Raw genomic sequence first — 13,734 nt, 5'->3', positions numbered from 1 at the left:
TTCGATGGCTGCGACCACGCCCACAACCAGGCCAAGCCCGCGACCATCGGCCTTTTCCAGGATATCACAGTTTTCAGAAAAAATACGTGTCAAAATCGCGGGCTCAGGAAAGCGCTGAAGGCCCTCCTTAAGCTGTATGCTCGATGGCCCTCAAAGCGCATCCGACGCTCCTCCAACAATGGTACAATTTATAGCGAAAACAAGCGCCACATCGTGCACGATCCCCGATCCGCTCCAGAGAAAGGTGATGGGTCTTTTGCTCCATGGTTCCGCGCTGATCGTCATTCTGTTGCTCACCATCCTCATCATGGTCTTTATGGTGTCGAGGTTCAAGCTGCACCCCTTCATCTCGCTGTTTACCGCCGCGCTCCTGATGGGGCTGGCGGTCGGCATGCCACCCTTTGAAGTGCTCAGGACGATCCTCGACGGGTTCAGCAACACCTGCCGCGGCATCGGCATCGTGATCCTGCTGGGCACGATCATCGGGGCCATGCTGGAGAGCAGCGGCGCGGCCCTCACGATGGCGGACAGCGTGCTGCGCACCGTCGGCAAGAAGCGCCCCGGCATCGCCATGAGCCTCATCGGCTGGATCGTCTCCATCCCCGTGTTCTGCGACTCGGGCTTCGTCATCCTCTCCTCCCTCAACAAATCCCTGTCCATGCGCAGCAACATCAATCTGCCAACGATGGCCATCGCCCTGTCCACCGGCCTCTACGCCACCCACACGCTGGTCCCGCCGACGCCCGGCCCCATCGCCGCAGCAGGCAACCTGGGCGCGGACCTGGGCCTCGTCATCCTGTGGGGCTTCATCACCTCCATCCCGGCCGTCATCGCGGGCTACATCTACGCCACCGTCGTGGGCCCCAGGCTGTGCGTGGAGGCAACGGAGGGGGCTTCCTACGAGGAACTGCTCGCCCGGTTCAACGAGCTGCCCTCCCCGGAAAAGTCCTTCGCGCCCATCGTCGTCCCGCTGATCCTGATCGGACTGAAGTCCCTCGTCAACTACCCCCCAGTACTGGCGCGGATCGGCGAAGAATCCCCGCTCAACGTCGTGTCCTCCTTCCTGGGTGACCCCGTCATCGCCCTCTCCGTCGGGGTGACGCTGTGTTTCCTCCTGCCGCCCCGGATCACGGAAGAGGTCACCAACCGGTGGATCGGGCGCGGCATCAAAGAGGGCGCCAACATCGTCGTGATCACCGCCGCCGGCGGCAGCCTGGGCGCCGTCATCACCGCCAGCCACGTGGGCGACTACATCGGAAGCGCCCTGTCCTCCTACCACTTCGGCATCTTTCTCCCCTTCATCATCGCCGCGGCCGTCAAGACGGCGCAGGGTTCCTCCACCGTGGCCCTGGTCACCACGTCCACCATCGTTGCCCCCATGCTGGGCTCCCTGGGGCTCGCCTCCCCCATGGGAGCGGTCCTGGCCACCCTGGCCGTGGGGAGCGGTTCCATGGTGGTCTCCCACGCCAACGACTCTTACTTCTGGGTCGTGACGCAGTTCTCCGACATGGACCTCAGCACGGGCTACAAGGCCCAGACCGGCGCCACGCTCGTCGAGGGCATCGTGGGGATCCTGGCCGTCTACGTCATCTCCCTCTTCACCCTCCCCACTTGACGCAGGGCAAAAGGCTGAGCATCCTGGTCACAAGGGGAACGGCTGCGCCGTGCCCCTCTTTTCCCTCAAAATTTTACTGAAAATTCTGTAGATTCTGCGGCCCATGGGCCGCGCTCCACAAAAACACGGCAGGCGATCTGCCACAAGGAGGTTTCGGAAGGTCGTGGGCGGGTATTCCCTTCGGGGGAAGGTGTGGAGTTTCCATCCCTTTAAGGAAGTTTCGGAAGGCACAGAAGACAAAAAAGCTTGTGCTGGGCGAAGAGTTTCCACCCCTCTAAGGAAGTTTCGGAAGACCACACCAAAAGGGCTCCTCGCCTTTTTGCCGCTCTTTCGCCGCCTTTCGCCGGCGTCAACCCCTTCCCGCCCTCCACTCGGAGACGGCGAGCCCCCCCAGGATCAACCCCGTCCCCAGGAGGGACAAAGGCGTCACGGGCTCTCCCAGGGCCAGGGCGCCTGCCGCCACGGCCACGACGGGGATCAAATAGGCGGAGACGCTGGTCCGCACCGGCCCCAGCGCCTCGACGGCAAAGTTCCACGCGAAGAAGCACAGGGCCGACGCCCCCAGCCCGAGGTAGAGGAAGGGTAGGAAAAATTTCGGTTGCACCAGGTGGGCGAGGTTCGGTCTGAGGCCCAGGAACGGCGACAGGATCGCCAGGAACAGGACGCCGTAGAGGAAGATGCGCTGCGTCGCCTGAAGGGTGCTGAGGCCGAAGCCGCCGGCCCGCCGCACCAGCACGGAGTAGAGGCCCCAACTGGCGGCCGCTCCCAGGGCCAGCAGGTCCCCCAGAGGCGAGATCTGCATCCGGACCCCATTGAAGCTGATGAGGCCGATGCCCGTCATCGCGAGGGCAAAGCCGACGAAGAAGCGCACCTGAAGCCGGTCCGACCGGTAGAAGAGGCGGTTCAGGGTCGCCGTGAAGAAGGGGGCGGCGGAGATGATGACCCCCACGTTGGAGGCCAGGCCGTGCGTCAGGGCCGTGTTCTCCAGCAGGAAGTAGAGCACGATGCCGCAGAATCCCGCGACGGCGTAGGAGAGCTCCTCCGGCACCGTCCGGACCCGCGGGAGGCGGGGGGACACCAGGAAGAGCGCCACCAGGCCCAGGACCATGCGGATCAGGATGACCTCCACCGGCCTGAAGTCCTCCAGGATGACCTTTGACACGATGAAGGTCGTGCCCCAGATCAGGATGCTGGTCAGCGCGGCGGCGTAGCCCGCGATGGCGCTGCGCTTCATCTTCCCGCACCCCCGGCAGCCGTTGCCCTCCTGCGCTCCACCCTTCCAAACGTCATTGCGCTCCGTCCCCCTTCAAAAAATAAGGCCCGCGTTCGGCCGGAGCGGAGCGCGAGCCGCATCAGCGTACGGGGGTATTATACGACGAATCCTCCCCTCAGCGGCGCGGGAACGCGGGGGGCAGGGAGGCCAGCAGCTCCTCGATGATGGGGTGTCCCATCGCCGCCAGTTCCTCGACGGAGCGCCCCCGCGCGGCGATCACGCCGTCCGCCATCAGCGCCACCTCGCGACAGAGCCCGGCCACCACCCTCAGGTCGTGGGAGATGAAGAGGAACGCCAGCCCCTGCTCGTCGCGGATGCGCTCGATCAGTTTCAGCACCCGCGCCTGCACCAGCATGTCCAGGCTGCTGACCGCCTCGTCAAAGACCACCACGCGCGGGTTCGGCGCCAGGGCGCGGGCGATGCAGACCCGCTGGAGCTCGCCCCCGCTGAACTGCGAGGGGTACTTGTCCGCGTCCACAGCCTTCAGCCCCACCTGCTCCAGCAGGGGGCAGGACCGCTCCACGGCCTCTCCCTTCGTCAGGCTGAAGAAGTTGCGCAACGGCTCCGCGACGATCTCCCCGGCGGTCATCCGGGGGTTCACGGAGTCACGCACGTTCTGAAACACCGCCTGCACGCTGCGCCGAAACTCGGCGCGCCGCGCGGGAGAAGCCACGTCCTCTCCGAGGAACCGCACGGTCCCGGCGTTTGGGCGCTCCAGGCCCAGGATCACCCGTCCCAGAGTGCTCTTGCCGCACCCGCTGCGCCCCACAAGCCCCAGGGAAGCCCCCTCCGAAAGGTCCAGGTCCACGCCGCGCAGCACGTGCAGAGCCTCCGCCCGGGTGAAGAGCCCCCCGCGCCGGTAGGTTCGGCAAACGCCCTCTAAAGACAGAAGCGCGCTCATCGTTCGTCCCCTCCCTCCTGCAACAGGCCGAGGCGCGCGCAGAGCGCACGGTGCGCCTCCACCAAGGCGACCGTCACCGGGTGCCGCGGGGAGCTGAAGATCTCCCCGACGGGGCGGTCCTCCACCACGGCGCCCTCCTCCAGCACCACCACGTCGTCGGCCACGCGGGCCACGACGCCGAAGTCGTGCGTCACCAGGAGGACCCCCATGTCCCGACGACGCCGTGCGGCGTCGATCAGGTCCAGCACCCGTCTCTGGGCCACGGTGTCCAGGTCCGTCGTCGGCTCGTCCGCGATCAGCAGGCTGGGGTCGTTCAACAGGGCCAGGGCCAGCATCACCCGCTGGAGCATCCCCCCGCTGAGCTGAAAGGGGTAGGCGCGGCATATTTTGCCGGCGTCCTCAAGCCCGACCTCCCTCAGGGCGGCCTCGGCCCGCCCGCGCCAACCGAAGTCCCCTCCGTGGGCCGCCAGGGTCTCCCTGAAGTGGGAGCCGATGGAGAACAGGGGGTCGAAGCAACTGATGGGGTCCTGCAGGACCATGGCGATGCGCGTCCCGCGAAGCTCGCGGAGCTCCCTGGCGGGAAGGGCGTCGATCGGGCGCCCCTCGAAGCGGATCGCCCCCCCCGTGCGCCTCACGCCCTGTGGAAGCAGGCCCGGAACTGCCGTGCAGGAGAGCGACTTGCCCGATCCGCTGGCCCCCACCAGACAGGTGACGCGCCCGCGGCGGACCGCAAAGGAGACGTCTCGGACCAGGGGCCTTGCGGCCCGCTCCGACGTCTCGATCCGGAGGCCACGCACCTCCAACAGCGGCGCGCTCATGACTCCGCCTCCACGAAGTCGAAGTCGGACGCATCGCGCATGGCGTCGCCCAGCAGGTTAAAGGCCATGACGCTGACGAAGATGGCCAGCCCCGGATAGAGCAGCAGCTGCGGCTGGGTCCAGAGGTACTGGCGCGCGTCGTTGATCATGCTGCCCCATTCGGGCATCGGGGGCTGGACGCCAAGCCCAAGGAAGGAGAGGCCCGCCACGTGCAGCATCATGTGTCCGATGTCGAGGGTGGAGAGCACCAGCAGTTGCGGGGCCAGGGCCGGCAGGATGTGGCGCGCCACGATGCGCCACCGGCTGGTCCCAGCGACCCGCGCGGCCAGCACGAACTCGCGGTTCTTCAGGGAGATGACGATCCCCCTCACGATGCGGGCGTACCAGGCCCAGTGCGTGAAGAAGATCGCGACGATGACGTTCGTCAGCCCCGTGCCCAGCACCGCGACGAAGAACATGGCCAAGATGATCGTGGGGAAGGTCAGAAACACGTCACAGGTGCGCATGATGGCGGAGTCCAGCACCCCGCCGAAGAAGCCCGCGACGCTCCCGGCAAAGGTGCTGAAGGTCACGATGAGCAACAGGATGAGGAAGACGGACCCCAGCGAGACGCGGGAGCCAAAGATCAGGCGGGACAGCACGTCGCGCCCCAGGTGGTCGGTCCCCAGCAGGTGCCCCGCACCCGGCGGCAGCAGCTTGGCCGCCAGGTTCACCTCCTGCGGGTCCGGCAGCCCCATCCAGGGGCCCAGGAGCGCCGCCAGACCGATCAGGAGGAGCAGAGCCGCGGCCACCCAGAAGACCTTGTTGCGCAACAGTCGGGCAGTCATCGGGCCTCTCCTTCCAGTCGGACGCGCGGGTCCACCAGCGCGTAGAGGATGTCAACGCAGAGGTTGCAGGCGACGAAGATCACGGTCATCAGGAGGATGAAGCACTGGAGCACGGGGTAGTCCCGGTTCAGGACCGACTGGACCGCGTAGCGCCCCAGTCCCGGCCAGGCGAAGATGTTCTCCGCGATGACGGCCCCTCCCAGCATCTCCCCCAGGTGCATGCCCGTAGCGGTGACGATGGGGATCATGGAGTTCTTCATGACGTGCGCCCACACCACCCGCCGCTCCGTCAGGCCGCGCGCGCGGGCGTAGAAGACGGAACGGGAACGCATGTGCTCCAGCAGGTTCGCCCGCAGGAAGCGGATGTTGACGGCGATCGACATGGCCGACAGCGTGACGACCGGCATGACCAGGTGCGCCGCGCCGCCACGCCCCATGGGGGGCAGCCACCCCAGCTTGACGGAGAAGAGGTACAGGAGCAGGTAGCCCAGCCAGAAGCTCGGCATGGAGACCCCGACGAAGGCCAGCGCCCGCGTGAAGTGGTCGGCCAGCCGATCCTTGTAGAGCGCTGCGGCCACCCCCAGGGGAACGCTGACCAGGAGAGTAAAGAGAAGCCCCCACCCGGCCAGCGTCAACGTGGCAGGAAGGTAGTAGAGCACCTCCTGGAGCACCGGCTTGCCCGTCACGTAGGAGCGGCCGAAGTCCAGCCGGACGGCCTTCGCAGCCCACGCAGCGTACTGCTCCGCGATCGGCCGGTCCAGTCCCAGCTCGCGCCTCGCCTCGGCCAGGGCCTGCTCGGTGGGAGGAATGTTCGCCATCCGCAGGTAGGCCATGGCCGGATCTCCCTTAGCCAGCCTCAGGACGAGGAACACCAGGATCGAAACGCAGATCAGGATGGGGATCAGGACGAGGAAGCGCCTGACGATGAACCGGACCATCGCGTGCCGCCTACTCCCAGGACATCGTGTCGAAGGGCACCGAGTCCACGAAGGCGGGGAATCCGACGCCCACCAACCCCTTCCTGTGGACCTTCACCAGCGTCTTGTAGGAGATGGGGAAGTAGACGGCCTGGTCGTGCAGGGTGGTCAGAATGTCCCTGTACAGTGCGGACCGTTCCGCGTCCGTCGTGGCCCGAAGCACCAGACCAATCTTCTCGTCGAGCTCCTTCTTCATCGGCAGGCCGGACTGGGCCTGATAGTCCGCGTGGGAAGGAACCCGCATGGAGGCGCACATCGCGTGGGGATCGTAGGGGGCGCCCCAGGTGTCGTTGAAGATCATGCCGAACTCCCCGTCCCGCTGGCGCTTGAAGTAGGCGTCGCTCTCCTCCCCGATCAGGTTGACCCGAATCCCGGCCTTCCTGAGGTCGGACTGCACCACCTCGGCGATCGTCTTCTGCTCGGCGTCGTTGCCGACGAAACAGAGGTCGAACGCCAGCTCCTGGCCGTCCTTTGAGCGGTAGTCCCCCTCCTGCTTCCAGCCGGCTTCCTCCAGGAGCGCCTTCGCCTTTTCCAAATCGTGCTCGTAGGGAGCGAGGCCCGCGTCGCAGTAGGGCATGGCCGTACTGAAGAGGAAGGGCGCGGGGGGCTCCACCTCCAGGAACACGCCCCTGATGATGGCGTCGCGGTCGATGGCGTGCTGAACGGCCCTGCGCACCGCCAGGTCCCTGCCCGCCCCCCTTGCGGAGTTGATGGCCAGGGCGCGGGTGGCCCTGGGGTTGGAGACGCCCGTCTCGAAGCGCCCCGTCGCCTCCAGACGCTTGAAGGCCTCGAGGCTGATCTGGGCAGCCCCATGACCGCTGGTCCCGAAGATCAGGTCCAGGTCCCCCGTCTCCAAAGCCGCCACGCGCGAATCCCCCTCCGGGACCACCTTGACCAGCACCTCCTCAAGCTCAGGCTTTTTGCCCCAGTAGGACTCGTTGCGCTTGAACAGGTCGTACTCCCCCTTTCGGGCCTCGGCGTGGACCCATGGCCCCGTTCCGACGGGGGCCTTGATCCCTTTGGCCGTGCCCCCGTCCGCACCGAACTGCGCGGGGCTCAGGAAGCGGAGGGGACGGATGAGGGAGAGGTCCGCCAGGGTCGGCCCGTAGGCATCCTTCAGGATGAGGCGCAGCGTGTGTTCGTCCGCCGCCTCCGTCCCCTCGAGTTCTCCAATCAGGCCCAGCCATTCATGGCGCCCCGCGTTGGCCATCACGGCGTCGAAGTTCGCCTTCGCGGCCCGTGCGTTCCACGGCGTCCCGTCGGAGAAGGTCACGCCCCTGCGGAGGTGAAAGGTGTAGACCTTGCCGTCCGGGGAGACCTCCCAGCTCTCGGCCAAGCAAGGCTCGATCTCGCCGGACACGGCATAGCGGACCAACGGCTCGTAGATCATGTCCTGAGCGTACATCTGGTTTGAAGAGTACTGGTGCGGACTCAGGTCCCCTCCTGCGTTGCTGCCACACGAGTAGACCAGCCTTGACGTCTCCGCCGCGCCGGACGCCCCGCAGAGCGACAACAGCCACAGCGCACAGAGCCACCTCGCAAATCGCCTCATAAAAAATCCCTCCATAACGATTTAAGCTATCAGAATTCCCCTGTCGTCACCCTCAGCGAAATCTTTGTCTAAGAGAACGCAGGGGACATGGTAACATATTTTATAATAAAAATAATACTCAGCGTTCACCATAGACGAAGGGCCGGTCCCCAGGGGGCCGGCCCTTCGTGCCGCGCACGAGGCAGCGTCGCTTACTTGAGCGTGCCCATCGCCGCGTGGGCCGCAGCCACGCGCGCCACGGGCACGCGGAAGGGCGAGCAACTGACGTAGCTCATGTGGATCGAGTGGCAGAAGGCGATGGAGGACGGGTTGCCGCCGTGCTCGCCGCAGATCCCCACCGAAAGCTTGGGGGCGACGCTCCGGCCCTTCTCCACCGCGATCCGCATCAGAGCGCCCACCCCGTCCCGGTCCAGCTCGCTGAAGGGGTTCTCCTTGAACACGCCCTTGTCGATGTACTGGAACAGGAACTTGCCCTCGGCGTCGTCCCGCGAGTAGCCGAAGGTCGTCTGGGTCAGGTCGTTGGTTCCGAAGCTGAAGAACTGCGCGTACTCGGCCAACTGGTCGGCCACGAGGGCCGCGCGCGGCACCTCGATCATCGTCCCGACGAGGTAGGTGAAGTCCGTCCCGGAGGCCTTCATGACCTCACCGGCGATGCGGTCGGCCATCTCGCGGAAGAACTTCATCTCCGCCCGCGTCCCCACCAGCGGGATCATGACCTCCGGCCTCACCTTGACGCCCGCCTTCGTCAGCTCCGCCACGGCCTCGAAGATGGCGTTGATCTGCATCTCGTAGATCTCAGGGTAGACCATCCCCAGGCGGCAGCCCCGGAAGCCCAACATCGGGTTGGCCTCGTGAAGCTGATGGGCCTTGTTCAGGGTCCTTCGCAGTTTCTCGGCCTCCGGCGAGGTCCCGCGGCCCTTCTTCTCCAGCTCGCCCAGCTCCTCCAGGAGGGCCGGCTCCTTGGGAAGAAACTCGTGCAGGGGCGGGTCAAGCAGGCGAACGATGACCGGGTATCCCTCCATCGCCTTGAAGATCCCCACGAAGTCGTCCTTCTGCATGACCTTCAGCTTGTTCAGCGCCTCGACGCGCTCCTCAAGGGAGTCGGCCACGACCAGCCGCTGCATCACCGGCAGCCGGTCGGTCGCCATGAACATGTGCTCCGTGCGGCAGAGGCCGATGCCCCTGGCCCCGAACTCGCGGGCGCGGCGAGCGTCCTCCGGCGTGTCCGCGTTGGCCCAGACCTCCTGCTCGGCCGCCTCGTCCGCCCAACCCAGCAGCTTTTTGAAGTCCTCGGAGAAGGTCGCCTCGATCAACGGCGCCTCACCCAGGAGGACGCGGCCCGATGAGCCGTCCACCGTCACGGTGTCCCCCTTCTTCAGGGTCCTGCCCCGGCTGGTCAGGGTCTCGGCCGCGAGGTCGATCTCCACCTCCTCGCAGCCGCAGACCGCCGGCTTGCCCATGCCGCGGGCGACGACCGCCGCGTGGCTGGTCATGCCGCCCCGGCTCGTCACCACAGCGGCCGATGCAAAGAGGCCGTGGATGTCGTCCGGGCAGGTCTCAGGGCGCGCCAGGACGACGGACTTGTCCTGATGGGCCCACGCCTCGGCCTCGTCGGCGGAGAAGACCAGTATCCCGACCCCGGCGCCCGGCGAGGCGGGGAGGCCGACCGCCAGCACCTCCTGCGGCGCGCTCTTGTCCACCTGGCGGTGCAGCAGTTGTTCCACCTGTTCGGGCGACACGCGGGCCACGGCCGTTTTGGTGTCGATCAGGCCCTCGCCCACCATGTCCATGGCAACCTTCACCGCCGCGGCAGCCGTCCTCTTGCCCGTCCGGGTCTGGAGCAGGAAGAGCTTGCCGCGCTCGATGGTGAACTCGATGTCCTGCATGTCCCTGTAGGACTTCTCCAACTGGCCGGTCAGCCTGCAAAGCTCCCTGTAGATATCCGGCATGGCCCCCTCCAACTGGCCGATGGGCATGGGGGTGCGGATGCCTGCCACCACGTCCTCGCCCTGAGCGTTGATGAGGAACTCGCCGTACAGCTTGTTCTCGCCGGTGGAGGGGTTGCGCGTGAAGCAGACGCCCGTGCCGCAGTCGTCGCCCAGGTTGCCGAAGACCATGGAGATGACGTTCACCGCCGTCCCCAGGTCGTCCGCGATCTTGTTGATCTTGCGGTAGGTCACGGCGCGCGGAATGTTCCAGCTCCTGAACACGGCCTCGATGGCCCTGCGGAGCTGATCCCACGGGTCGGTGGGGAAGTCCCGGCCCGTGGCGGCCTTGTAGATCGCCTTGAACTCAGCCACCAGCTTCTCCAGCGCCTCGGCGGGGATCTCGAAGTCCTGGGCGACGCCAAGCGCTTTCTTGCAGGCCGAGAGGGCCTGCTCGAACCGGTCGGAACTCACCTCGTCCACGACGCTCCCGAACATCTGGATGAAGCGGCGGTAGCTGTCGAACGCGAAGCGGCGGTTGCCGGAGACGGAGGCCAGCCCCTCGACGGTCTCGTCGTTCAGGCCCAGGTTCAGGATCGTCTCCATCATGCCCGGCATGGAGATGGGGGCGCCGGACCGCACCGAGACCAAAAGCGGGTTCTTCCCGTCGTTGAAGCCCTTGCCGGCCTCCTTTTCAAGCTCCTTGACGTAGCGCTTGACCTCGTCCCAGATCGCGTCCATGATCTTCGGGTCCTGCATGTACCTGCGGCAGACCTCGGTGGTCAGGATGAAGCCGGGCGGCACGGGAAGACCGCTCTGCACCATCTGGCACAGGTTGGCCCCCTTGCCCCCCAGGAGCAGCTTCTGATCGCCCTTGCCTTCCTTCAAACTGTAGATGAACTTCTCCGCCATACCACTCACTCCTCGTTCGACAAAAACGTTTTGCGGAAGCATGCCACACTTCGCAATCCAAAGCGACGCGAACCCGCTTCCAACTCCAACCCTCCGGCGCGCTCAGACCTCGCAGCATCAACAAACCGCATCGAAAGCATCACTATCTTTTATACTATAGCGTTTTCCGTGGCTCCCTTCAATGGGGATTTCAAAGGATTTCATCCGTTGGAGGACACGCTCCGGCGGTCGGACGAGTCCGTCTTGCAGCGGCGGAGGCTTCGCCGGAACGGTATAATGCAGGGGCGGCTATATGACGAACGACGAAACGGGGGTGTCCATTGTGCAGACGACGGCCGACACGGTGTTTCAGCGCGTGAACGACACGGAGAAGGAGTATTGGAGCTCCTTTGCGGTGAGGTATCGCCAGCTTCAGGAGCAGATAGCGGAGTGGGATCGACGGGCTTTCCTCAAGGATGCCCGCAATCAAGGCCTTGCCGAAGGCCACAAACAGGGGCTTGAGGAGGGGCGCAAAGAAGGGCTTGAGCAGGGACTTGAACGGGGGCGCGCGCTGGGCGAGGCAAAGGGTCGGGCCGACGTAGTACGGCAACTCGCCGCCTCCGGTCTTCTGACGCTGGAGCAGGTCGCGCAGGCGACGGGAATGTCCACGGAGGAGGTCAAGGCCATAACTTCGGAATAAAAAGCGCAGGAGGCCCTCATGCGGGCACGTTCATGGCTTGCCCGCCTGGAGGCCTCCCGGCTTTCACCGCTCCTTCACGAACACCTGGCGCCGCGAGATGGAATTGATGTAGCGATCCTCCGTCAGGCTCAGGCCCCGTTCGCGGCAGATTGCGGGATAGGCGTTGTTCCAGTTGTCCCGGTTCCGCTCGCCCCAGCGGCAGAAGGGGTACCAGACGATCCCCCAGAGGCCGAAGCGTGGCCGGCTCCAATCCACCAGCAGAAAGGTCCCGCCCGGCCGCAGCAGCCGCGCCGTCTCCGCGATGGCGGCCCGCCGAACCGCAGGGGGTGTCTCGTGCAGCGCCATCGAGGTCATGACCAGGTCGAAGTGCCCGTCGGGAAAGGGAAGCTCATCCATGGACGCCTTCAAAAACTCCACCTTGCAGGCGAAGGCCCCCGCTCCCCGACGCGCGCACTCCAGCTGGTCATCCGAGATGTCCGCCCCGACGATCGACGCGCTGGCTGGGCTCGTTTCAGCCAAAGCGTAGCTCAGCCCTCCGGGGCCGCAGCCCAGGTCGAGCGCCCTGCCGCCCTCCCCAAGCCGCAGGTCCCCCACGGCCTGACGATAAAACCGCTCCTGAAAGCCGAACAGTGCGGCAAACCTCCGGTAGTTCTCCCCTCCGAACGCGCCCTTGAAGGCCCTGCCCTTACCCCGAAAATCCCGTGCTTCCTCAGTCATCGTGCCAACCTCCCCGATCTCTTTCCAATACGTATAGTTGCTATACAATTAAGAACGCGCAAACCCCCGCCTAAAAACCCTAACCAACTCACCGGTGGGCGCAGGACTGAAATTTTCCTTCCAGCGCGGCATCCAATGCGCCCAGAAAGTCCAGCAGAAAAAGCCTCTCTCCCTCCGCCGCGCCCGAGAGGAGGCCCTCCACCAGGCGGTCGAAATCCGCGTGAAGGCGCTCGTGGAAGCGGTAAGCCCGCTCGCCGTCGGGCGTCACCCTCAGGATGCGGCGGAGGCTGCTGCCCTCGTCCTTTTCCTTGACGAGCATCCCCTTCTCCTCCAGCTTCATCGCAATCTGGGACACGGCCCCCCGCGTCACTCCCAGCACCTCCGCCAGAGCCGTCATGTGCCGGTTCGGGTTCTCCTTGACGCACTTGATCAGGTGAATCTCCGCCGCGAAGAGGGGCGTGTCGGTGCCGTAACGGTGCAGCCGCTCCTGCGCTTCCTGCAGCTTCAGCATAACGTTCAGCAGGCGATAGCTGACTTTGCTCTCGTTGGCCTCGTTGATGATCTTCATGATGCCTATTGTATAGTATCTATACAATTAAGGCAAGAGGGTGCGGCCCTTGCACAAGCGCCTCGAAAGGCTATAATCGTCTGTACTTAATTAAGGCCTGCTCAGGCGGCCGAGGGAGGATTCTGCAATGCCGTACGATTTTCAGGCGATAGAGTCGAAGTGGCAGAGGAAGTGGACCGAGACCCGCTGCTTCGAGGCGAAGCCGGACCCGTCAAAGGAGAAGTTCTTCTGCCTCGAGATGTTCCCCTACCCCAGCGGAGCGCTTCACATGGGACACATCCGCAACTACTCCATGGGCGACATGCTGGCGCGCTTTCTGCGCAAGAAGGGCCGGAACGTGCTCTACACCATGGGCTTCGACTCCTTCGGAATGCCCGCGGAGAACGCCGCCATCAAGTACAGGACGAAACCCCACGACTGGACGCTCAACAACATCGACTACATGACAAAGCAGCTGAAGCGCATGGGCTACAGCTACGACTGGAACCGTGAGGCCATCACGTGCCTTCCGGAGTACTACCGCTGGAACCAGTGGATCTTCCTTCAAATGTACAGGAAGGGCCTCGTGTTCCGCAAGGAGGCGCCCGTCAACTGGTGCGACACCTGCGGCACCGTGCTGGCCAACGAGCAGGTGGAGGACGGCCGCTGCTGGCGGTGCCACAACCCCGTCTCCAAGAAGAACCTGAAGCAGTGGTTCATCAAGATCACGGACTACGCTCAGGAGCTCCTGGACAACATCGAGAAGGACCTGCAGGGCTGGCCCAAGCGGGTGCGCATCATGCAGACGAACTGGCTTGGCCGCTCCGAGGGCGCCGATCTGACCTTCCGGGTCCCTGAGCTGGACTGCGGCATCGAGGTCTACACCACGCGCTTCGACACGGTGTTCGGCGTCACCTTCATCGCCCTGGCCCCGGAACACGAGCTGGTGCGGCGCATGATGGAGCACATGCCCCAGGACGAGGCCGAGGCC

Annotated in this window: 12 protein-coding genes; 3 read left to right on the top strand and 9 right to left on the bottom strand. The window is 65.2% G+C overall.

Annotation, left to right across the window (positions count from 1 at the left end):
- Positions 1-256 precede the first annotated feature (256 nt).
- The gene (locus SY1_RS03180; RefSeq protein ID WP_208872672.1) at positions 257-1,615 is read left to right on the top strand and encodes a GntP family permease; all 1,359 of its coding nucleotides are present in this window, start codon (positions 257-259) and stop codon (positions 1,613-1,615) included.
- A 349-nt stretch (positions 1,616-1,964) separates the two neighbouring features.
- Here the strand turns inward: SY1_RS03180 and SY1_RS03175 are convergent, their stop codons facing one another.
- From SY1_RS03175 to ppdK, 7 genes are all read right to left on the bottom strand, one after another.
- Entirely contained in the window at positions 1,965-2,849 is an 885-nt protein-coding gene (locus tag SY1_RS03175) for a DMT family transporter (RefSeq protein ID WP_015556160.1), read from the bottom strand.
- 154 nt (positions 2,850-3,003) lie between these two features.
- Positions 3,004-3,789 carry an ABC transporter ATP-binding protein gene (locus tag SY1_RS03170; protein WP_015556159.1) on the bottom strand — a complete coding sequence of 262 codons (786 nt, stop codon included), beginning with the start codon at positions 3,787-3,789 and terminating at the stop codon, positions 3,004-3,006.
- On the bottom strand, positions 3,786-4,607 hold the full coding sequence (locus SY1_RS03165; RefSeq protein ID WP_015556158.1) for an ABC transporter ATP-binding protein: 822 nt from the start codon (positions 4,605-4,607) through the stop codon (positions 3,786-3,788). Before SY1_RS03165 ends, SY1_RS03170 begins: the two co-directional genes overlap by 4 nt.
- A complete protein-coding gene (gene nikC / locus SY1_RS03160; protein WP_208872671.1) occupies positions 4,604-5,434 on the bottom strand; it encodes a nickel ABC transporter permease subunit NikC in 831 nt (276 codons plus the stop codon). The genes SY1_RS03165 and nikC overlap by 4 nt, the downstream gene beginning before the upstream one ends.
- On the bottom strand, positions 5,431-6,372 hold the full coding sequence (gene nikB / locus SY1_RS03155; RefSeq protein ID WP_015556157.1) for a nickel ABC transporter permease subunit NikB: 942 nt from the start codon (positions 6,370-6,372) through the stop codon (positions 5,431-5,433). The genes nikC and nikB overlap by 4 nt, the downstream gene beginning before the upstream one ends.
- A gap of 10 nt (positions 6,373-6,382) precedes the next feature.
- Positions 6,383-7,963: a nickel ABC transporter substrate-binding protein gene (gene nikA, locus SY1_RS03150; protein WP_015556156.1), complete on the bottom strand. Its 1,581-nt coding sequence runs from the start codon at positions 7,961-7,963 to the stop codon at positions 6,383-6,385.
- A gap of 191 nt (positions 7,964-8,154) precedes the next feature.
- Positions 8,155-10,800: a pyruvate, phosphate dikinase gene (gene ppdK / locus SY1_RS03145; protein ID WP_015556155.1), complete on the bottom strand. Its 2,646-nt coding sequence runs from the start codon at positions 10,798-10,800 to the stop codon at positions 8,155-8,157.
- 292 nt (positions 10,801-11,092) lie between these two features.
- On the opposite strand from ppdK, the gene SY1_RS03140 reads away from it, so the two are divergent.
- Positions 11,093-11,479 carry a Yae1 family protein gene (locus SY1_RS03140; RefSeq protein ID WP_015556154.1) on the top strand — a complete coding sequence of 129 codons (387 nt, stop codon included), beginning with the start codon at positions 11,093-11,095 and terminating at the stop codon, positions 11,477-11,479.
- 63 nt (positions 11,480-11,542) lie between these two features.
- On the opposite strand, the gene SY1_RS03135 is transcribed toward SY1_RS03140, so the two are convergent.
- Entirely contained in the window at positions 11,543-12,196 is a 654-nt protein-coding gene (locus tag SY1_RS03135) for a class I SAM-dependent methyltransferase (protein WP_015556153.1), read from the bottom strand.
- A gap of 88 nt (positions 12,197-12,284) precedes the next feature.
- The gene (locus SY1_RS03130) at positions 12,285-12,791 is read right to left on the bottom strand and encodes a MarR family winged helix-turn-helix transcriptional regulator (RefSeq protein ID WP_208872670.1); all 507 of its coding nucleotides are present in this window, start codon (positions 12,789-12,791) and stop codon (positions 12,285-12,287) included.
- 100 nt (positions 12,792-12,891) lie between these two features.
- On the opposite strand from SY1_RS03130, the gene SY1_RS03125 reads away from it, so the two are divergent.
- A partial coding sequence (locus SY1_RS03125) for a class I tRNA ligase family protein (RefSeq protein WP_208872669.1) occupies positions 12,892-13,734 on the top strand: 843 nt, incomplete at its 3' end.

The sequence above is a fragment of the Fretibacterium fastidiosum genome, assembly GCF_000210715.1.
GTDB classification, from domain to species: domain Bacteria; phylum Synergistota; class Synergistia; order Synergistales; family Aminobacteriaceae; genus Fretibacterium; species Fretibacterium fastidiosum.
This window is presented reverse-complemented; position numbering and strand designations above follow the sequence as displayed.